Annotated in this window: 18 protein-coding genes; 16 read left to right on the forward strand and 2 right to left on the reverse strand. The window is 58.9% G+C overall.

Translation table 11 applies throughout. From position 1 onward, the window contains the following. Positions 1-283: 283 nt before the first annotated feature. From tig to C1725_RS10440, 9 genes are all read left to right on the forward strand, one after another. Positions 284-1,570, forward strand: coding sequence for a trigger factor (gene tig / locus C1725_RS10400; protein ID WP_102411543.1), 1,287 nt, complete (start codon positions 284-286; stop codon positions 1,568-1,570). 34 nt (positions 1,571-1,604) lie between these two features. Beyond that, a complete protein-coding gene (gene clpP / locus C1725_RS10405) occupies positions 1,605-2,189 on the forward strand; it encodes an ATP-dependent Clp endopeptidase proteolytic subunit ClpP (RefSeq protein ID WP_102411544.1) in 585 nt (194 codons plus the stop codon). Positions 2,190-2,222: 33 nt separating this feature from the next. Beyond that, the gene (gene clpX, locus C1725_RS10410; RefSeq protein WP_346026565.1) at positions 2,223-3,536 is read left to right on the forward strand and encodes an ATP-dependent Clp protease ATP-binding subunit ClpX; all 1,314 of its coding nucleotides are present in this window, start codon (positions 2,223-2,225) and stop codon (positions 3,534-3,536) included. A 55-nt stretch (positions 3,537-3,591) separates the two neighbouring features. Continuing rightward, positions 3,592-3,981, forward strand: coding sequence for an ACT domain-containing protein (locus C1725_RS10415; protein ID WP_102411546.1), 390 nt, complete (start codon positions 3,592-3,594; stop codon positions 3,979-3,981). Positions 3,982-4,055: 74 nt separating this feature from the next. Continuing rightward, positions 4,056-5,732, forward strand: a complete 1,677-nt coding sequence (gene lonB, locus C1725_RS10420) for an ATP-dependent protease LonB (protein WP_102411547.1) — start codon at positions 4,056-4,058, stop codon at positions 5,730-5,732. Between the two features lie 70 nt (positions 5,733-5,802). After that, the gene (gene lon, locus C1725_RS10425; protein WP_346026566.1) at positions 5,803-8,151 is read left to right on the forward strand and encodes an endopeptidase La; all 2,349 of its coding nucleotides are present in this window, start codon (positions 5,803-5,805) and stop codon (positions 8,149-8,151) included. 16 nt (positions 8,152-8,167) lie between these two features. After that, on the forward strand, positions 8,168-8,812 hold the full coding sequence (gene yihA, locus C1725_RS10430; protein ID WP_102411549.1) for a ribosome biogenesis GTP-binding protein YihA/YsxC: 645 nt from the start codon (positions 8,168-8,170) through the stop codon (positions 8,810-8,812). Positions 8,813-8,898: 86 nt separating this feature from the next. Next, on the forward strand, positions 8,899-9,249 hold the full coding sequence (locus C1725_RS10435) for a helix-turn-helix domain-containing protein (protein WP_102413310.1): 351 nt from the start codon (positions 8,899-8,901) through the stop codon (positions 9,247-9,249). Continuing rightward, positions 9,246-9,989 (forward strand): IS3 family transposase, encoded by a 744-nt coding sequence (locus tag C1725_RS10440; RefSeq protein WP_102411550.1) that lies wholly within the window; start codon positions 9,246-9,248, stop codon positions 9,987-9,989. Before C1725_RS10435 ends, C1725_RS10440 begins: the two co-directional genes overlap by 4 nt. Positions 9,990-10,097: 108 nt before the next feature. Here the strand turns inward: C1725_RS10440 and C1725_RS10445 are convergent, their stop codons facing one another. Next, complete coding sequence (locus C1725_RS10445; RefSeq protein WP_102411551.1) at positions 10,098-11,615, reverse strand: D-alanyl-D-alanine carboxypeptidase family protein; 1,518 nt, start codon at positions 11,613-11,615, stop codon at positions 10,098-10,100. Positions 11,616-11,871: 256 nt separating this feature from the next. Here C1725_RS10445 and C1725_RS10450 point away from each other — a divergent pair, with 256 nt between their 5' ends. From C1725_RS10450 to holA, 7 genes are all read left to right on the forward strand, one after another. Then, complete coding sequence (locus C1725_RS10450) at positions 11,872-12,564, forward strand: response regulator (RefSeq protein WP_102411552.1); 693 nt, start codon at positions 11,872-11,874, stop codon at positions 12,562-12,564. Positions 12,565-12,655: 91 nt separating this feature from the next. Then, positions 12,656-14,020 carry an ATP-binding protein gene (locus C1725_RS10455; protein WP_102411553.1) on the forward strand — a complete coding sequence of 455 codons (1,365 nt, stop codon included), beginning with the start codon at positions 12,656-12,658 and terminating at the stop codon, positions 14,018-14,020. 14 nt (positions 14,021-14,034) lie between these two features. Next, entirely contained in the window at positions 14,035-15,105 is a 1,071-nt protein-coding gene (locus C1725_RS10460; RefSeq protein ID WP_102411554.1) for a GerMN domain-containing protein, read from the forward strand. 13 nt (positions 15,106-15,118) lie between these two features. Continuing rightward, a complete protein-coding gene (locus C1725_RS10465; protein WP_102411555.1) occupies positions 15,119-16,657 on the forward strand; it encodes a GerMN domain-containing protein in 1,539 nt (512 codons plus the stop codon). A gap of 14 nt (positions 16,658-16,671) precedes the next feature. Continuing rightward, on the forward strand, positions 16,672-17,886 hold the full coding sequence (locus C1725_RS10470; RefSeq protein WP_146009227.1) for a hypothetical protein: 1,215 nt from the start codon (positions 16,672-16,674) through the stop codon (positions 17,884-17,886). A 29-nt stretch (positions 17,887-17,915) separates the two neighbouring features. Next, positions 17,916-20,234, forward strand: coding sequence for a DNA internalization-related competence protein ComEC/Rec2 (locus C1725_RS10475; RefSeq protein ID WP_102411557.1), 2,319 nt, complete (start codon positions 17,916-17,918; stop codon positions 20,232-20,234). Then, a complete protein-coding gene (gene holA / locus C1725_RS10480; protein ID WP_102411558.1) occupies positions 20,212-21,228 on the forward strand; it encodes a DNA polymerase III subunit delta in 1,017 nt (338 codons plus the stop codon). Before C1725_RS10475 ends, holA begins: the two co-directional genes overlap by 23 nt. Positions 21,229-21,322: 94 nt before the next feature. Here the strand turns inward: holA and rpsT are convergent, their stop codons facing one another. Next, positions 21,323-21,595, reverse strand: a complete 273-nt coding sequence (gene rpsT / locus C1725_RS10485; protein ID WP_102411559.1) for a 30S ribosomal protein S20 — start codon at positions 21,593-21,595, stop codon at positions 21,323-21,325. Positions 21,596-21,643 lie beyond the last annotated feature (48 nt).

Consider the following 21,643-nt stretch of genomic DNA (forward strand, 5'->3'; position numbering starts at 1 on the left):
AGGCTCCTTTTCATTGGCTTTTCAGGATGATTGCTCCTATTTTGCGCAGGGGTATGGGCACATATACAGCGGAAACAGGAAAGGGCGCAAGTTTTAGCGCTGCCTCGCATAGAATAGAAAAGCGCCGTTTTGAGCGGCTACGCGAGGTGCAAAATCAGAAAAAACCGGTATACGCTTGGAATAAATGGTTGTAATTGATTTTTGTTTATGTTACAATGCAGGATAGTGCATTATCTCTATCATGAAATATGTACACCAAGAACTACTGGGAGGAACCGTTAGCATGACGATCTCTGTTGAAAAACTGAGCAGCAACAAAGTAAAGATTTCCTTTGACATCGAAGCGGAAAAGTTCGACGAGGCGATGCAGAAGGCATACCTGAAGAACCGCGGCCGCATCAACGTGCCGGGTTTCCGCAAGGGCAAGGCGCCCCGCAAGCTGATTGAAAATATGTATGGAGAGGGCGTCTTTTACGACGACGCCTTTGAAGTCATCTTCCCCGAAGCTTACGATCAGGCTGTGGCCGACAACAACCTGGAGCCGGTCGACCGCCCGAGCGTGGACATCGAAACCATCGAAAGCGGCAAGAACCTCGTGTTTACCGCGGAGGTCTTCGTGCGCCCCGAGGTGACCCTGGGCGAGTACAAGGGACTCAAGGTCGAAAAGCACGAGCATCCCGTGACCGACGAGGATGTCGACGCGAAGATGGAGCAGGATCGCCAGAAGAATGCGCGCGAGGTCACGGTTGAGGACCGCGCGGTGCAGGACGACGACATCGTGAATCTCGACTACGCGGGTTCGGTGGACGGCGTCGCTTTCGAAGGCGGCACGGCGCAGGGCCAAACCCTGACGATCGGTTCCGGCCAGTTTATCCCCGGCTTTGAAGAGCAGATGGTCGGCATGAACGTCGGCGAGGAAAAGGATCTTTCTGTGAAGTTCCCGGAGGAATATCACGCCAAGGAACTTGCCGGCAAAGACGCCGTATTCCACGTGAAGGTCAACTCCATCACGATGCGTGAGCTGCCGGAGCTGGACGACGACTTCGCCAAGGACGTGTCCGAGTTTGACACGCTTGATGCATACAAGCAGGACATTCGGGCAAAGCTGGAGGCGGACAACAAGGCGCACTGCGACGCGGCGTTTGAAAACGCAGTCGTGGACGCGGCGGTTGCGAACGCGACGCTGGACGTGCCTGAAGCCATGATCGAGCGGCAGATTGACGGCATGATCCGTGACTTCCAGATGCGTTTGGCGTATCAGGGCCTTCGCATGGAGGATTTCATGACCTATACCGGCCAGACGATGGAAACCATGCGTGAGCAGTACCGCGAAGAGGCCGATAAGCGCGTGAAGGCCGAGCTGGTGCTCGAGGCCATCATGAAGGCGGAAGGTATCGAAGCTACCGAAGAAGAGGTAGAGGCGGAGATCGCCAAGTACGCCGAGGAGGGCAAGAAGACCGCCGAGGAATTCAAGGCGACGCTTCGCCCGGAGGATACCGCGTATCTGAAGGATTCCATCGGCATCCGCAAGACGGTGGAGCTGCTGAAGGACTCGGCCATCGCCGAGTAATCCTGATTCCCCTGCTGTAAAGGAGGTATTTGCCATGAGTCTCATTCCTATGGTCGTCGAACAGACGAACCGCGGTGAACGTTCCTACGATATCTACTCCCGCCTGCTGAAAGACCGCATCGTGTTTTTGAGCGGTGAGATCGGCGACGATATGGCCAATACCGTCGTCGCGCAGCTGCTCTTTTTGGAGATGGAAAACCCCGACGCGGAAATTTCCATGTACATCAACAGCCCGGGCGGATCGGTGACGGCGGGCATGGCGATCTTCGACACCATGCACTACATCAAGTCTCCGGTGCGCACGGTATGCATCGGCATGGCTGCGTCGATGGCTGCCTTCCTGCTGATGGCGGGCGAGAAGGGCAAGCGTCTGGCGCTGCCCAACAGCGAAGTGATGATTCACCAGCCCTTGGGCGGAGCGCGCGGCCAGGCCACGGATGTGGCGATCCAGGCCGAGTGGCTCATGCGTACGAAAGTCAAGATGAACAAGCTGATGAGCGAAATGACGGGACAGCCGCTCGAAAAGATCGAGCGCGACGTCGAGCGCGATCACTTCCTTTCCGCGCAGGAAGCTCTGGAATACGGCATCATCGACGAAATCTACAAGAATCGCGCGTAATCCTTCTCTTAAAACAACGCAATGAGGTGCAAAATGCCAAGAGACAAAGACGATACCAGACAGCCCCGCATGGCGCGCTGCTCCTTTTGCGACAAGCCTCAGGATCAGGTTCGCCGCATCGTAGCCGGACCCGGCGTCTACATCTGCGATGAGTGCATTACCCTGTGCCAGGAGATCATCGCGGACGATCTGGGCACGACGCGCGATACGGAAACCGGCGATATTCCGCGTCCGACGGAGATCAAGTCTATCCTCGACCAGTACGTCATCGGCCAGGAGCGTGCGAAACGTTCGCTGTCCGTCGCGGTGTACAACCATTATAAGCGCATCAACTCTCCGGTCAAGCGCGGCGACGTAGAACTGCAAAAGTCGAACATTCTTATGCTGGGCCCCACGGGCTGCGGCAAGACGTTCCTTGCGCAGTCGCTTGCGAAAATTCTCAACGTTCCCTTCGCCATCGCGGACGCCACCAGCCTGACGGAAGCCGGGTACGTGGGTGAAGACGTGGAAAATATCCTCCTTCGCTTAATCCAGAATGCCGATTACGACATTCAGGCGGCTCAGCGCGGCATCATCTACATCGACGAGATCGACAAAATCGCGCGCAAGGGAGAAAATCCATCCATCACGCGCGACGTCTCGGGCGAGGGCGTACAGCAGGCGCTGCTCAAGATCATCGAGGGGACGGTGGCGAGCGTCCCGCCGCAGGGCGGGCGGAAGCATCCGCATCAGGAGTTCATCCAGATCGACACGACGAACATCCTGTTCATCTGCGGCGGCGCCTTCGACGGGATTGACAAGGTGATCGAACAGCGTACCGGCAAGAAGACGCTGGGCTTCGGCGCGGATGTTTCGCGTCCCGAAGATAAGCAGCTCGGCGAAATTCTGGCACAGATTCGTCCGGAGGATCTGCTCAAGTTCGGGCTCATTCCTGAATTTGTAGGCCGCCTTCCGATCGTAGTGACGCTGGAAAACCTCGACGAGGACGCGCTGGTGAAGATTCTGACGGAGCCGAAGAACGCCCTGGTCAAGCAGTACACCCGGCTGATGGAACTGGACGGCATGGAGCTGGAGTTCGAGCCGGACGCACTGCGCGAGGTAGCGCACATGGCCATTGAGCGCAAGAGCGGCGCCCGCGGGCTTCGTGCGATCATCGAAAACGCGCTTCTGGATACGATGTTCGAGCTGCCTGTGCGCGAGGACGTGTCCAAGGTCATCATTACGACGGACGTGGTTCGGGGCAAGGCAAAGCCGACCCTGGTGCCCGGCGTGCCGCAAAAGCGGCTGAGCGCCAAGACGCATCATGACGAAGGCAGCATGACCGCCCGCAGACCGTCGGTATCCTGACAACTGAATTTCGAGACTGCCGCGCTGCGGCAGTCTCTTTGTAGACGGAGGACGCATGCAGCTTGCATTTTTAGAGGATGAATTTTCTGTTTTAAAACTGGATTCTTTTCCGTCCGACGTACTGGACAAGCCGTTCGCCTTTGCTGCCCGAACGGACGGCGAGTGCTCGCTCGTCTGCCGGTCGCAGGATGCGCCCCGGGCGTTTGTCTCCTGTGAGCCTGGCTGGCGGGCCTTTCGGGTCACGGGCGTGCTCGATTTTTCCCTGATCGGCATTCTTTCCGCCATTACACAAGTGCTGTCTCAGGCGCGTATCGGCGTGTTCGTCATATCCACATTCGATACGGACTACGTGCTCGTCAAGTCTGAAAACGAGGCGAATGCAAAAGAGGCGCTCGCGCACGCAGACTACGACATCCTGAAACCGGAAGGGAATCGTTCCCTGTAAACAAGCCCCTGCATGCCTCCTTTCCATGTCACGCAAGATATAAGCGACATGTGACAGGGAAAGAGGGATGAACTTTGCTCAGCTTCGTTTTGCTTGGTATACAGCTCGTCGTGACCGTCGTTATCGGCATTTACTTCTTCATTCAGCTCAGGCAGCAGCAAAAGCAACAGCCCGCCGCACGCCGGGAGGGCGCGCAGGAGATGGATCGCCTGCAGCGTATGCGCGCGATTCGGCTTAGCGAGCCGCTCAGCGAGCGCGTACGCCCGAATAAATTTGAGGACATTATCGGGCAGGAGGAGGGGATCCGTTCGCTCAAGGCCATCCTCTGCGGTCCGAACCCGCAGCACGTCATTATCTATGGGCCTCCGGGCATCGGCAAGACCTGCGCGGCGCGCCTCGTGCTGGAAGCGGCGAAACAGACGGAGGGCACGCCCTTTGCGAAGAACGCCCCCTTTATCGAGATGGACGCGACCTGCGTGCGCTTCGATGAACGCGCAATCGCCGATCCGCTGATCGGCAGTGTACATGACCCGATATACCAGGGCGCGGGTCCTTTGGGCGTGCAGGGCGTGCCGCAGCCAAAGCCGGGCGCAGTCAGCAAGGCGCATGGCGGCGTGCTGTTCCTGGACGAAATAGGGGAACTGCATCCGACGCAGATGAACAAGCTGCTAAAGGTGCTTGAGGATCGCAAGGTGTTCTTTGAATCCGCGTACTACAGCCCGGAGGACATGTCCGTTCCGCGTTACATTCACGACATCTTCAAGAACGGCATGCCGGCGGACTTCCGCCTGGTCGCGGCGACGACCCGCAGTGCAAACGACCTGCCGCCTGCGCTGCGTTCCCGCTGCATGGAGATCTACTTCCGAGCGCTGGAGCCGCACGAGATCGCGACGATCGCCATGGGCGCGGCGGTACGGGCAGGCTTTGAGATGGATGAGGCGCAGGCGGAGCTGGTGGGCCGTTACGCGACCTGTGGGCGCGATGCCGTCAACATCGTGCAGATGGGCGCAGGCGTGGCACAGCTAGAAGATAGAAAGTGTATTACCCGCGCGGACATCGAATGGGTGGTGGACAGCGGTCACTACCCCGTGCGTCCGGAGCAGCAGGCCTCGCTCGAATGCGGCGTCGGCACGGTCCACGGTCTTGCGGTCTACGGCTGCCATCAAGGGGCGGTGATGGACATCGAGGCGGTCGCCGTCGCTGGCTCAGGCAGGATCGTCGTCACGGGCATCGCGGAGGAAGAGGAGATCGGAACGCCCGGCCACCTCATCCGCCGCAAGAGCACGGCACGCGGCTCGGCGGAAAACGTACAGACCCTGCTCCGCCGCATGCGCTACGACGTGGACAGCGTGGACCTGCACGTCAATTTTCCTGGCGGCGCGCCGGTCGACGGCCCCAGTGCAGGCGTAGCGATGGCCGTGGCGGCGGTATCCGCGCTGCTCGGCCGACCGGTGGACGGCGCGACAGCGGTGACCGGCGAAATCTCCGTGCGCGGCGACGTAAAGCCCGTCGGCGGCGTCCCCAGCAAGGTGGAGGCAGCCAAGCGCGCGGGGCTCAGGCGCGTTTTTGTCCCTGCGGACAATTACCTGGAGCGCTTTTCCAAGATCGGCATCGAGGTCATCCCGATCAAGACGCTGGACGATGCCCTGAACGCGATGCTGGTGGACGTCCCGCAGACGCAGGACAGTCAGAGCGCCGCACACGGGGACAAGACGCTCGCGGCCCAAAGCGCGGCCACTCCAGCGCAATGACTTGTCAAAACGCCGTGAGGTGGGTATAATAAAGGTTCATCCAAAGATTTAAAATAGAGGAGGGCTGACATTGGCACAAACAAAGAAAAGTAGGCCACAGCCTGAGTTGTTGCCGATGCTGCCGCTTCGTGGTCTCATGGTGTTTCCGCACATGGTGCTCCACTTCGACGTGGGGCGCAAAAAGTCCGTGCAGGCGCTCGAACGGGCGATGGTGGAGGATCAGCGCATCTTTCTGGCCGCCCAGCACGACGCGGATGTGGACGATCCCGCGATGAAGGATATCTGCGGCGTGGGCACCATCGCGAACGTGAAGCAGGTGCTGAAACTGCCGGGGGATACGCTGCGGGTGCTGGTAGAGGGAATCGCGCGCGCGCGGCTGGAAGCGATTGTGGAGGAAGAACCCTGCTACATCGCTTCGGTGGTGCCGGACGCGCAGAAGGCCGTGCGCAAGACGCTGGAAGTACAGGCACTCGTGCGCACTACGCATCAATTCGCCGAAGAATTCAGTAAAATCAGCGGCCGGCTTTCAACCGATACGCTGCAATCGATCCTGTCCATCGACGAGCCCGCGCAGCTGGCGGACGTCATCGCAGCAAACGTGCTGACGAAGCTGGAAGAGCGCCAAAGCGTGCTGGAGCAGTTCGACGTTGTGGAGCGGCTGGAGACGGTCTGCACCATCTTGGCGCATGAAACGGAGCTCGCCGGGGTCGAGAAGCAGGTACAGGCGCGCGTCAAGAAGCAGATCGAAAAAAATCAGAAGGACTATTTCCTGCGCGAACAGATCAAGGCCATCCAGACCGAGCTGGGCGATAAGGACGCGGGAGACGTGGACGACCTTCGGGAACGGCTTTCCCGTATGAAGCTGCCGGATGAGGTGCGCGACAAGGCCGCCCGCGAACTGGAACGCTTATCCCGCATGGCTCCCGGGTCTCCCGAAATCGGCGTGACGCGCACCTACGTCGAGTGGATTCTCGACCTTCCGTGGGACGTGATGACGCCCGACAACCTCGATCTTCGCCGTGCGCGTCGCGTGCTGAGCGAAGATCACTACGGGCTGGAAAAGGTCAAGGAGCGGATCATCGAATATCTGGCCGTACGGCGGATCAAAAACGACATGAAGGGGCCGATTCTCTGCTTCGTGGGGCCGCCCGGCGTCGGCAAGACGTCGATCGCACGCTCCATCGCGCGGGCATTGGGACGTAAGTTCGTGCAGATGTCCCTCGGCGGAGTGCGCGACGAGGCGGAAATTCGCGGCCACCGACGCACGTACATCGGGGCGATACCGGGCCGTATCATTTCCTCCATCAAGCAGGCGGGCACGTCCAACCCGGTCTTCCTGTTCGATGAAATCGACAAGATGGCCTCTGACTTTCGCGGCGACCCCGCGAGCGCGATGCTCGAGGTGCTCGACGGCGCGCAGAATTTCGCGTTCCGAGACCACTATCTGGAATTGCCTTATGACCTGTCGCACGTCATGTTCCTGACGACCGCAAACACCACCGATACGATTCCGCGTCCGCTGCTCGATCGCATGGAGGTGATCGAGATTTCCGGCTACACGGAGGAAGAAAAGCTGAACATCGCCAAGCGCCATCTGCTGCCTAAACAGATCGCGGAGCACGGGCTGGAGCCCAAGAGCGTACGGATCAGCGATTCGGTGATGCAAAAGATCATCGAGGGCTACACGCGCGAGGCAGGCGTTCGAAGGCTCGAGCGCACCCTCGCCAAGATCGTTCGCAAGGCCGCCGTGCGCATGCTGGACGACGGCACAAAGCTTGAATCCATCACCGTCCTGCGCCTTCAGGAGGACTTGGGCGCGCCGCGGTATCACTACGAGCAGGCGGGCAAGCGCCCCGAGGTCGGGGTCGTTAACGGGCTCGCCTACACGGTGGTCGGCGGGGATACGCTGCAAATCGAAACTACGACCATGCCCGGCACGGGCGCGATGGAACTGACGGGCTCTCTTGGCGATGTGATGAAGGAGAGCGCGCGGGCCGCGAAGTCCTATGTGCGCGCGCATGCGGCGGCGTTCGGAATCGATCCCGATTTTTATAAGAGCCTGGACATCCATATCCACGTACCGGAGGGCGCGGTACCCAAGGACGGGCCGAGCGCTGGCGTCACGATGACCACGGCGCTGGTTTCCGCGCTGACCGGCATCGCCGTCAGACCGAACGTGGCCATGACGGGCGAGGTGACGCTACGCGGGCGCGTCCTGCCCATCGGCGGGCTCAAAGAAAAGCTGCTTGCCGCGTATCGCGCGGGTATCGATACCGTGCTCATCCCCAAGGAGAACCTGAAGGACCTGGAAGAGGTTCCGAAGGCCGTGCTGGAAAAGCTGAAGATCGTCCCGGTGGAGGACGTCAGCGAGGTGCTCAGCGCCGCGCTGGTCGAAAGGCCCCAACCGGCGGCGCAATAAACGAAAGAGGTGTATCATGGAAATCAAGCGGGCCTCCTTTATCACGTCCATGGCGGAATACCGCGATTACCCAGGCATTGGCCTGGTGGAGGTCGCGCTCGCGGGCAAGAGCAACGTGGGCAAGTCCTCGATGATTAACAAGCTTTGCCGCCAGAATAAGCTGGCGCGCACCAGCAGTACGCCGGGCAAGACGCGCCTGCTCAATGTCTACACGATCAACGAAGCGCTACAGTTGATCGATTTGCCCGGCTACGGCTTCGCCAAGGTCGCTAAGGACGAAAAGATGCGCTGGATGGACATGATGGAGGGTTACTTCGCGGACTCCGCGACGCTGCGCCACGTGCTGCATCTCGTGGATATCCGGCACGACCCGACGGCTGACGATCGGGACATGAATGCCTTTCTGCGTTCGCACGACATTCCCTTCACCGTCATCGCGACGAAGGCCGACAAGATCAGCCGCGGAGCTCGCATGAAGTACATTGCGGCGATCTGCCGCGGGCTCGCGGTTCAGCCATGGGAGGTGATCGCATTTTCCTCCGAAGACGGAACGGGACGCGAGCAGGTGCTTTCGCTGCTCGAAAAGATCATGACCGAAGCGCAGGCGGAAGGGCTGAAAGCTGTCCGCCCGGAACAAATTCAGGACGAGCCTGAAGCCTGATTATAGAAATAGAAGGCCGCCCGGTGCTGAACTGCCCCCCTAATGTTAGACAGTATGGTATACTGAAAACGTTGGGGGTGCTTTTTATGCCAAAAGGGAAACCAAACAAGCGATACACGCCAGAGTTTAAGACGATAGTGGTAGAAACAATGCAACAGGAAAGGTTGGGTTACAAGGAAGCAGTGCGGCAATTCGAGGTTGGAGACGACAAGCGGGTCGCGGCGTGGGAGCGTATTTACCTAACAGAAGGCCCGGAAGGCTTTTGCGTAGAGCGTCGTGGGCGCGGGAGCAAGGGACGCCCACCAAGGCTACCTGAAAAAACAGAAGAAGATTTGCTTGCAGAAGTGCAGCGGCTACGAGCGGAGAATGCGTACCTAAAAAACTTGCAAGCCTTGGTTTTGGAAGACGAGCGGCGCCAGCGCAAAAAACACTGGTGATTCAAAAACTGAGGCAAGATTTTCGGCTGGATCTGCTCCTTTCCATCGCTCAACTCCCGCGTGCCACTTACTATTACCACATAAAGCGACAGACCGCGCCAGACAAATACGAATTGGAAAAAGAGTTGATATCGGCCATCTATCATGAGCACAGAGGTCGCTACGGCTGCCGCCGTATCACAGACGAATTGCGTGACAAAGGTTCTGTCCTCAACGACAAGACGGTACAGCGACTGATGCGTGACCTGAAACTCATTTGCCGCGTCCGGATGAAAAAATATCATTCCTACAAAGGAGAAATTGGCAAAATCGCTCCAAATCTGCTGGAGCGCAAATTTGAAGCAGAGAAGCCGAATCAAAAGTGGGTGACCGATGTCACAGAGTTCAGTCTCTTGGGGCAAAAACTCTACCTGTCGCCAATCCTCGACCTGTGCAGCCGGGATATCGTCAGCTACACCATTTCGGACAGGCCAGCGCTGTCTATGGTGACAACTATGCTGAACAATGCCTTTGCAAAAATTCCGGATGGAACAAATCTTATCCTACATTCCGACCAAGGCTGGCAGTATCAGCACAAGCAGTACCAGAGAATGCTGTATTTGCAGACGTTTCATTCCATGGAACATTTTAAGAAAGAACTGACTGACTATCTTGATTACTACAACAACCGCCGCCGCAAGGCAAAGACAAAGGGCTTGCCACCTGCGATGTACAGACAGCAAGCCCTTGCGGCTGCTTAATTAAACTATTTGTCTAACTTTTGGGGGGCACTTCACTAGACGGCTTACTTTATATTTTTTCACTGTCCTCTTGACGGGGGGCGGGTCAGCTTGCACCGGGCGGCTTTGTCATCTGTATGAGCGGGACTTGGGCTCCGGAACGCGCACATCGCGCGCTTTTTTCTTTTTGCGAAGCGAACGAAGCCTGCGGATGAACAGAATAAGGATGATCAGAAGGACGGCTGGAACCGTCACGTATTCCAAGGAAAAGCGGGGAAGAGGATTCTCGTCCTCCAGCGTGTAGCGCTCGATCTCCTCCAGCGTCGGCGGACCGTCCAGGCGGGCGGCGACGGACCGCGTCGCATAAAGTTCGTAATCGACCGGATCTCCGTCGCGCGGGTAGAACGTCAACACGCCCATCACGTCGCCCTCGTAAATCGGAGCGCGGAACTCACGCGTCCAGTTGACATGCGAGATGCTGGAGAAGTTGTTCTTCATCGTCTCGATTTCGTCCCGCGTGCCGACGACATGCACTTCGTTTTCCTCGTCCATCGGGCGGATGCCGAGCTTTACGGTACCGTACTTCTCCTCGTCGTTGTAGTAATCGTCCAGTGCAAAGCCGGCGATATCGATGTAGCGCGGATCCTCCTCGTAGATGCTGACGGGGTTGGTGCTGATGTACTGCGAAAAGCCGTAATCCATCAGCATACGGGTGTCGTTCCAGCGCCCACGTCGGGAGGTGTTGAAGACGACGCTGAGCAATTCCACACCGTCGCGATAGGCCGCGCCGACGTAGCAGTAGCCCGCCTTGCTGTGAAAGCCCGTCTTGACGCCGATGCCGCCGTTATAATAATAGGAATTCGGTTCCCCGTCGTTTTGGGTGGGGCTCATGAAATTCATGCTGTCCGACTGCAGGTTCCGGGCGGCCTGCAGGTTCGTCGCAGGGATCGTATACTTGTACGAGCTCGCAACGTCGCGGAACGTATCCACCTGCATCGCAGCGCGGGCGATGATCGCCATGTCGCGCACCGTCGTATAGTGGTTTTCGTCGTGATAGCCGTGCGAGTTGGCAAAGTGCGTGTTTTCGCTGCATCCGAGCATGGAAGCCGTCTGGTTCATGAGGTTTACGAATTCTTCCTCGCTGCCGGAGATGTGTACGGCAATCGCCTTGGCACCGTCGTTGCCCGACTTGACCATCGTGCCGTAGATCAGGTCCTTCAGCTTGATCATCTCGCCTGCGCGAAGGCCGATCTTCGACGAGTCCTCCGGGATGTCGAGCGCTTCCTCGGTGATTTCCACCTCTTCTTCCAGGTCTCCGAACTGAATGCCAAGCAGCGCAGTCAGGATTTTCGTCGTACTGGCCGGGTATAAAATCCGATCCTCGTTCTTGGCGAAGATCACCGTCCCCGTATCCATCTCCACGAGGATGGCCGCTTCTGCGAGCACCATCTCCGGTTCCAGCAGGTCCGGATGGCTGGAATCCCACTTGGCGACGTTGGGGGGATAGGTGGGATCTACAAATCTATCGGGGTCGGGGGTAGCCGTAGGTTTTGCAGCGGCAAGCGCCGAGGCTCCAGGCAAAATCGTATAAACGAGCAGAAACAGCACGATCAACCTGCGCAAGATACCGGCATGCGCTTTGTTCAAAGCAGCTGTCCCTCCTTTTTTGGATGCGTTTATAAATGAGCGTTTTATTACTATAACATGTTTTCCCCGGATTGTACAGATGCATTCCCTTTCCAAGCTTTCAATTATGACGATTCCAATCCCTATATATTACGAACTTGTGGTGAAAATATTGCATTTTTCTTGCGATTTGGGTTGATTTTGGACTGCGTGGGAGGGTACAATAGTCTCATACAGCAAAACGCGCTCAGGTGAGAAGGAAAGGGTGGGACCTTCAATGGCCAAACGGATATTGCTTGTCGACGACGAACCGCTCATCGTCAAGGGGCTTCGTTTCAGCTTGGAACAGGACGGATACGCCGTCGACTCCGCCGCGGACGGGGAAGAGGCTGTCAATAAATTTTTTTCGGGTTCGTATGATCTCATATTGCTCGACGTCATGCTGCCGAAGATGAGCGGCATTGAGGTTTGTCAGCGCATTCGCGAGCGTTCCAACGTGCCGATCATCATGCTAACGGCGAAGGGGGAGGACATGGATAAGATCCTAGGCCTGGAATACGGCGCGGACGACTACATGACCAAGCCCTTTAACATCTTGGAGGTCAAGGCGCGCATCAAGTCGATCTTCCGGCGCACAGCCCCGGCAGGTGAAGCGGAAGACAAGAAGGTCGTTCGCGTGCACGATCTGGAGGTCAACTTCGCGAACCGTTCCGTAACGTTGGGGGGCAAGGACGTCAAGCTCACGGCGAAGGAATTCGACCTGCTGCAGCTGTTCATCACCAATCGCGGAAAGGTATACAGCCGCGAAAACATGCTGGAAACGGTCTGGAAGTACGACTATCTCGGGGACATCCGCACGGTGGACGTTCATATCCGCCGCCTGCGCGAAAAGATCGAACGGGACCCGACCCAGCCGGAGTTCATCCTGACCAAATGGGGAGTGGGTTACTATTTCACGGACAAAGATTAACCCGTTTTCCAGCATCCGCACGAAGATCGTCATCGCATTCCTCATCGTCATCGGCGTCTCCTATTATGCGGTCGCGACCTCGCTGATCAAGATGGTCGGTGATTCGCTCTTTAACGAAAAGGTACGTGCGGAAAAGAGCACGGTTTCCGAACTGGCGGTGCAGTTCGCACCGCTTTGGGAGACGGAAACCACGGATTCGTTTTATAACGAGCTTCTCGAAGCCGGGCGCCAGACAGGCGGCCGGCTGCTCGTGCTCGACATGGACGGCAAGGTACAGTTGGACACGTTCAGCGAGTACAACGGGACGCGCCTGGCGCTGGGCGAGGTGAGCACCGTGCTTGCGGGCGAGCAGAACGCGGATTATGGATTTCATCTGCTGCCCGGAAACGGAAGAAGGCAGCAGTTTTCCTGGCTCGACCTCTTCTCCGGCCGCGATCGGGACAGCATCTGGGTCGGCTACTTTACCGCCTCGATCGTTCAGGACGGAGAACGCACGGGCGTCCTGCTTTACTCCTCGCAGGTGCAGGATATGGTGGATTCCCTCGTGAACATGCGGGACCAAATGCTCTCCACATTCGTTTTGGGAGCGCTCGCGGTCAGCATGCTCAGCTTCCTCGTTTCGCGCTGGATCACGCGCCCCATCGGCGCCCTGACCGCGGGCATCGAACAGATGGCCAAGGGCGACTTTTCCAGCCGCGTGCGCGTGCAGGGGCACAGTGAAATGGCTCAACTCGCGGAGACGTTCAACCTCATGAGTGAAAAGCTGGAAAATCTCGACAACTCGCGCAATCAGTTCGTCTCCAACGCCTCGCACGAGCTCAAAACGCCGCTGGCCACGATGAAGATATTGCTGGAATCCGTCATCTATCAGGACGACATGGACCCGGAGCTGCGAAAGGAATTCTTGCAGGACATCAACAAGGAAATCGATCGGCTTAACCTCGTCATCGGCGATTTGCTGACGCTGGTTCATATCGACAGCCACAAGATGAAGCTGCGCCGCGAGATGATGCCCCTGGGCGAGTCGGTGCGGGAGGTGATCCGGCGGCTCGCGCCTATGGCCGCCCAGCGCCGGCAGGAGATCGAGGTCGGCATCCACGACGAATGCGAAATGTTTGCCGATCCGCTTAAGCTTCAGCAGGTGATCTACAATATCGTCGAAAACGGCATCAAGTACACGCCGGACGGCGGAAAGGTCCGGGTGACCCTCGTGCGCGATGGACGTGACGCGATTTTAAAGATCACAGACAATGGCGTCGGCATCCCGCGGGAGGACCTGGCGCATATCTTTGAACGCTTCTATCGGGTGGACAAGGCTCGCTCCCGCGATACGGGCGGTACGGGCCTCGGACTTTCCATCGTGCAGCAGATTATCCGCCTGCATGGCGGCAACATCGACGTACAGAGCGAGCCGGGCAAAGGCACCACCTTTACCATCGAGCTGCCTGTCAAGTAAGGAGGGCGGATTCGTTGATTCGCAAGTTCATCGCAAGTTTGACGCTGGCCGTCCTCATTTTCTGCGGCGTTGCAGCGCTCGACCTCGGTATCGTGACGCTGCCCGTTGCCGTCTCGCAGCCGCTCTTCTCAGAGGAGGGGGCGGAGGAGCGCAAGACGACCATCCCGCTCACGACGACGCTGCCCGGCTCGACTGCGACGCCCGTTCAGCCCGCGGCGCAGGGGAGTCAGAGCGACCTGGCTGTCGCGACGCTCTATTACCGGTACTACCAGACCTCCTTCTTGGGGCGTGAGGAACGCGTGCTGAGCGTTCCGCGCGACGACGCGGTGGAGCTCACCATCGTGCAGGCGCTCATCTCGGGTCCCAGCTCATCCTATCAGGAGTTGGTCGGCCTCTTCCCCCCGGATACGCAGGTTGTCGCCACCCGGAGAAGCGGAAACCTTGTCAGCGTGACGTTAAGCGAAGCCTTTCTCGCCCCGCCGGCCGACGCGCCGAAAAACTGGGAGTCGTTTGAATACTGGCGCCACGAGATCCCGTTGCGCAGGCAGCTTGCGGTGCTGTCGATCGCAAACGCGTTGACGGAAAGCGGCCGGTGCGAGCGTGTACAGATCCTGATTGCGACACAGGAAGGGGATATTCAGGGCGATCGCCTCATGCGTTCTGCAATATATACGGATGAAGCAGATCCGAGCGTGGCGCTGGAGCCGCTGAAAAGAAACGAGGACGTCATTCTGTCCCCGCGCGGCGCAGTAAGAGCTGTGCTTTCCATGTGGCAAAGCAAGAGCTGGGAAACCCTGTACGTCTTCATGGCCAAAAGCGTTTCCGCAGGCGACGTGCCGCTGCCCTCGCAGACCGAATTTTTAAGCGAGGTGAGTCTGCGCGAGGTCTCCCTGCTCGGGTACAGCGTCGGCACGGGTACGGTTTCCGTGGACGGAATGCGAGCGACGGTACCCGTGAACATTCAGGTGCAGCGCAGCGACGGCAGTCGGGTTGGGCTCGAAAAGATCCCCGTCCCGCTGACATGTGAAAACGGGAACTGGAAGCTTTCGTACGCGTCGCTGCTGGCGCTGATGGATCATCAATAGCGGAGGAACAGAGATGAGAAAAAGTAGGCGGCTCTTAGCCGCATTGCTCTGCTGTCTGACGCTGGGGGGCTGCGTGGAGCAAATTGAGGAACGCCCGCCGTCCGAGCTGATCGCTTCGGACATATCGGTGGTTTACGACGCGCCGCAGGGCGATATGACGTCCGCCCGGACGCTAGATGCCGTGCTGCACTACCTGAGCTATGACGGAACACAGCTCGTCTCCACGGTGCGCAGCATCTACGTTTCAAACAACATGACGGAGGAGGAAGCGGTGCTGAGAGCCCTGCTCGCAGACCCGATGCAGGAGGGAATGCGCGCGATTGCGCCGGGTATTGAGGTGCAGAGCGGCGCCTCCGCGGTCGAGGTCTCCAACGGAATCGTGACGGTCAACCTCTCCTCCCAGGCGCGCACGCTTGAGCCGCAGGAGCTGTTCACGGCCCGCGTCGCGATCGCCAATACCCTGACGGAGCTATCCGGTGTGGATTACGTCAACGTACTGGTGGAGGGCAGGGAGGAAGGACAGGATCTGGGCGCGCAGATTCCGATGGGCACGCTTTCGCGCAGCGCGGGCGGAGACGTATCTGCGCTTTGGAACCAGCTCGAAGGGCAGCGTACCCAGGGAAACGGCTCAGGCCTTACGAAGATGGCGACGCTGTATTTTCCAATGCCCGGCGCGCGCTTCATGGTGCCAGAAGTACACAGCATTTCCTTCACTTCCTCAGCCACCGTGGATTACGCGGCAGAGCTCCTGCGGGAATGGGGGAAGGGCGCGAGCGCGGTGCAGGGCTCCCCTAGCGCTTTTTCGCCGCTCGACTACCTGATCGGCCTGCCCGAAGAGAGCCGTCTTGCCGGAAGCTCCTACACGATTGTCCGTCTGAATTTTTCGCCGGAGCTCGAAGAGGCGCTCGCTGTGTCGGCCATTCCCAAGGGACTTTTCCTCGCGATGATGACGTACACGCTGACGGGCTTTATTCCGATGCTCGACGGCGTCGTCGTGCACATCGGTGACAAGCTCGTCGACAAGCTGACGGAGGAGGAAAGCCTGGACGGCAGGGAACAGCGCTTTGAGGGCGGCATCCTGATGCGTCAGGATTTTAGTGCTTACCTGGCCGAATACTGTCGCCTGTACTTTCCGACCCAATCCGGCGACATGCTGGCGGGCGTCAACCGCCCGGTTCCGCAAAAGCAGAGCTTCATTCCCCGAGCGCTGTTCCGCCAGCTGCTCGAAGGGCCGCAGCGTGCGGACGCAAAGGAGGGCCTCGCCCTTGCGCTGCCGGAGGGGATCAGCGATGCGGACATCATCGGCCTCCAAATCGTGGACGACGTAGCGCTGATCAACGTTTCGCAGGCCTTTGCCGACGCGTGCGCGGATCTGAGCCCGCAGGAAGAGCGAAACGTCATCTATACCATCGTCAACACCATGACGGAACTGTCTCAGGTGCGGCGTGTCTGTTTCTTTGTAAATGGGGGGCAGGTCGCGTCGCTCGCGGGTTCGATGGGGATGCGCGGTTACTTCGTGCGGAATCCGGGCATTATCCTCCAGGAGGATTGATGGGAGGGCTGATCATGCGGCTAAAGCGAAGGCGTTCTGTGCGCAGAAAACCCGTGGAACGCTTCATGCGCGCGACAAAAGAGCTTCTCGCAGGCTGCGGCGTCCTCTCGGGGATCACGCTGCTCGCAGGCGTCCTGCGGCAGGACGCGCCCTTGTACGTTCTGCTGAGCGTGCTCCTCTTGGCGCTGAGCGTGACGCCCCTTGGCATGTTCGTCGTGATGAAGGAAGTCCTCGCCGCTATGGGCGAAAAAGGGCGTTTGCGTGTGACGATCGGCCGGATGCAAAAGATCGCCCGGGTGTCGGTGCTCTATCTGGGCGACGTAAAGGAGCTGACGGACGGACAGTACGGCGTAGGAGAAGTCGGTGCACCCTTTTTCCAGGAGGACGAGCGTGCGATGCGTCGAAAGAGCGCGTGGATGTTCCTGTGTACCGCGAGCGCGCTGTGCTCCGAAGAGGAGACTGCCGCATACGCCCGTTCGTTCGGCTATGATGGTCAAAAGCTGCGCGGCCAATTTCCGCCCATCCGACAGCTTAGGGAAGAGAACGATGTGCTTCTCAGCGAACATCAGGACGGCGGGCAGACGCTCGCCTTTCTCAGCGGCCCGCTGACGGGCGTGCTCGACCGCTGCCAGCTCGTCTGGGAGGACGCGCCCCGGCCCTTTGTGGAGGCGGAGCGTGAAGCCCTGAACGGTTTTGCGGCGCGGGCGATGCAGCGGGGAATGCGCGTCACGGGCTACGGCATGTCGCAGCCCGAGGGCTTTGCTTTCCTGGGCTATATCGCACTCGAGCCCCTGTTGAAGAACGGCGCTAAGGATCGTGTAAAAGCGCTGGTCGCAAGCGGCGTTCGCACCACTCTGCTGGGCGAGCTGGACGCAGGTGCTCGTGCTATCGCTAAAAAGGCGGGTGTCAGCGTACAGAACGGTCGCTTTAAGCCTTCGGGCGTGTATCTCCGCACGGCGGGCAGTCTGGGAGAGGTTCCCGCTGAGGGGATCGAAGTGACGTTCCCGCCGCAGGCGGGACTTGAAGGCGTACTGGAAGACATACAGACCGCGCGTCACCGCCTGTGCACGTTGGTAGAAGCGGCGAGAAGCGCAGGCAAGGCTGCGGCCTTGCTGGGCGTGCTCATCTTCGCGTCGTTTTTATCCCGCTTCAGCCTTCTGTGGCTGTTTTTGCCTGTCGTCGTGATCGTCTATACCTTCATCGCACTGTACTACAAAAGACGCGCCTAAAGGGGAGATAGAATGTGCCGGAAGGAGAAATGAGGGAGGAACGGCCGCGTTACGCGTTGCTTTACGCCGCAATTGCCTACATGGCGGGTACAGCGGTCGGAAGCCTCGTCTCCTTTCATTACGCGTTCATCATCCTGGAGCTTTTGCTGCTCGGCGTGTGCTTTGTCCTGCTCGCAGGGCGCAGACGCTTTGTCTATGTGCCGCTGTTTCTGCTGCTTGCCCTTACCGGCATGACGCGCTGCTCGCTTGCGCTCAGGCACATCGAGACGCCGCAGCCGGGGTCGGTGACGGTTGAAGCGCGCATCGAGCAAAAGCTCAAGTACGACGAAGAAAAGGGCCGGGCTACCTACCGCATGACGGACGTTCGCGTCACCCGCAACGGCGCCACGCAGCGCACGAAAGCGAAGGCGTACGCAAGCCTTCCCTGTACGGAGCGCCTTGCACCGCGCGCCGGACAAACGGTACGCTTTGAGGGATTTGTCTACGAGGCGCAGGAGCAGAGGAACCCCGGCGGATTTGATTTTTATCGCTATCTCCGCGGACGTGGCATGGACTTTGGCCTTTATGGCACCCGCGTGATCGACATTTCAGATACAGGCGTGTTCCAACCGCTCGCGTTGCTCGATGCAGCGCGCGGCGCGATTGCCGCGCGGATAGATGTCCTATACGGCGCTAGAGCCGGGATGATGCAGGGACTGTTGCTGGGGTATAAGAGCGGACTTGCACAGGCTCTCTACGACGCCTTTAAAAAAAGCGGTATCGCGCATCTGCTGGCGGTTTCCGGGCTACACGTCGGCTTGCTCGCGTTCCTGCTCGCCAAGCTCTTCGATTGGTTCTCCCTGTCGATCCGATTTCGCCTTGTCCTCACGTCGGCGCTGCTCGTGGGGTATTGCCTGCTCATCGGCGCGCCCGCGAGCGCCGTTCGCGCCTGCGTCATGAGTTTGCTTCTGCTGGCCGCGAGAGCTTCCGGGCGGGATTACAACGCCCCCACCGCAATGGCCGCAGCCGCCCTGCTGATTTTGACGTTTGAGCCGCTTGCGCTCCTTGATATGGGGTTCGTGCTGTCGTTTACGACGGTGCTGGGGATCGTGCTCCTGCATCCGCGCGTAGAAGGCGCGCTTGGCTTTTTGCCGCAACGGATGCGGGGTAGCCTGTCTATCGCTGTCGCCGCTCAGGCGGCTTCCCTTCCGGCACAGGCGATGTTCTTCGGCGAAATTCCGCTGCTCGGCATACCTGCCAACCTTCTTTGTATCTTCCTCGCTGGTTTTGCGGTGCCGGCCGGGCTTTTGTCGCTGCTCTTAAGCGCGATCTATATGCCGCTGGGGCGTGCGCTCGCATGGCTGGTGGGCGACTGCCTGCGTGGGATGGAGGTGCTTTCGCGCTTCTTTGCTTCATTCCCGCTGGGCAGCCTGCGCATTCCGCGCATTCCGTTGTTGGTCGTAGCTGCCTGCATCCTCTGTTTTTTTCTTCTAAGCCCTTACGTGCACATGCGAAAATTCGTTCGTTTCGTTTCCTGTTTTTCGGTGTTTTCGCTCGCCCTCTGCCTGTGGATCTCTCCAAAGGGGCTCGATGTCCGATACATTCAGTTGGACGTCGGACAAGGAGATGCCGCCGTCCTTTTGACGAAAGACTTTACCTTGGCCATCGATACGGGGCCTTCAGAGGGGGAAGCGCTGCGGGATTTCCTGCGCAAGGAGGGCCGCTGCGTCGATCTGCTGCTGCTCAGTCATCTGGATACGGATCACGCGGGCGGGCTCTCCGGTCTGCTCGACGCCGGCATCCCGATTGAACGCATCGGATTGCCAACCGGAATCGAAGCGGCTGAAACCGACGCGGGCGTGCTGGATGCGCTTTCCCGTGCCGTTTCTCGGGGCGCTTCTCTGGAGGGTTACGCGCAGGGCGACGTAGTGAAGACCCCGCCGGAGCTTCAGGTAGATGTGCTCTGCCCCACGCCTTCCGCCGAAGGCGCCAACGGCCGCTGCCTGATGCTTCGTATCGACGTAAACGGGGTTACAATCCTAACAGCAGGGGATGTACCCGTCCAAAACGAGGTGCATGTGGGCACCGACTGTGATATACTGAAGCTATCGCATCATGGAGCGAAAAACGGCACCAGCATGGAACTGCTGCGGCACGCGGCGCCGTCGCTCGCGCTCATCAGCGTGGGGGAAAACACCTATGGTCATCCCTCCGAAGAGGTGATGAGCCGCCTGCGGGAAGCAGGAATCCCCGCGCTGCGTACGGACGAATGCGGCGCAATTGAAATACGAATCCAAAACGGGGGCTACAGCGTCCGCCGTTTTGTGCAGGACAGAGGGGTTTTCTATGACGCATCAGGCATTTTTTGACGCGCTGAAGAACGGAACACCCGCGCGCGTCTACCTTTTTTCCGGGGAGGAAGAGCACGTGAAGCGAAGCGCGCTCAGGAAGCTGCGCGAGCGCATCCTGACGCCGGGGCTGGAGCAGATGAACGAGACGATTCTGGACAATCCTTCCGCCGACGCCATCATCTCCTCGTGCGAAACGCTGCCGATGATGGATGCTTGCCGGCTAATCGTCGTGCGGGACAGCGCCCTGCTCACTGCCGGGCGCGCGCGGGACGAAGCGGCGGAGGCAGAACGGCTTGCCGCGTACATCCCGCGCGTGCCGGAGACCTCCTGTCTGGTCTTTTATTGCGGCGGCACGATCGATAAGCGAAAAAAACTCTCGCAGGCGCTATCAAAGGCCGCGACAGTCGTGCAGTTCGACCCGCTGGACGACATGGAACTCGCTCGCTGGATGCGCGCCACGCTCAAGGGCTACGGCAAGACGATTTCACCGCAGGAGGCGCAGTTCCTCGCCTTCACCTCCGGACGTGATCTGACGATGCTGCTGCGCGAAATTGAAAAGCTGGTCAGCTACGCGGGCGAGCGAACGGAAATCACCCACGACGACATCGAGCAGGTCGCTACCAAGACGCTGGAGTGCACCGTCTTCAACATGGTGGACGCGATTTTAGCAGGCAAGGAGGAACAGGCGTTCCGGCTGCTTTCGCATCTGCTGGAGGCGGGGGAGGCGCGGATCGGCATTCTGGCGCTCATCCAGCGGCAGTATCGTCAGCTCCTGCACGCGAAGCTCATGCAGGAAGGAAAGGTGCCTCAGGGGGAACAGATGAAGCGGCTTGGCGTCCCATCGTTTGTGTTTAACCGCATACAGGGCCAAGTGCGCGGGTATGACGCGGCGGCTCTTGCGCGCTGTGTCGGACTCTGCGAAGAGACGGACTTTGCGATAAAGAGCGGCCGCATGAGGGAGGACGCGGCGCTGGAACGGGCGATGCTCATGTTGTGCGGGAAAACGGCTTGAAGCACCTTTTCTACGCGCATTCCTGTACGCACCATGTAATTTCCCAAAAGACAAAAAAGCCCGGTTCAAACGCGAACCGGGTACTTTTTTTGCATTACTTCGCGGCAGCCTGTGCCTTCACAAGAGCACGGGCCAGGCGGGCCTTCTTGCGGTTTGCAGCGTTCTTATGGATGACGCCCTTTGCCGCAGCCTTATCGACAGCACTGGAGGTAGAACCCAGCAACGCGGAAGCGGCGTTCGCATCGGAAGCGAGAGCAACCTCGTACTTCTTGAGCGAGGTCTTGGTCGCAGACTTCACCATGCGGTTGCGAAGATTCTTGGTTTCGCTCACCTTGACGCGCTTAATAGCAGACTTAATGTTCGGCAAAACAGTTCACCTCCTCATGTATCATTCGCTTTAGAATCAGCAAATAGT

This window comes from Beduinella massiliensis (genome assembly GCF_900199405.1).
Taxonomy (GTDB): domain Bacteria; phylum Bacillota; class Clostridia; order Christensenellales; family Aristaeellaceae; genus Beduinella; species Beduinella massiliensis.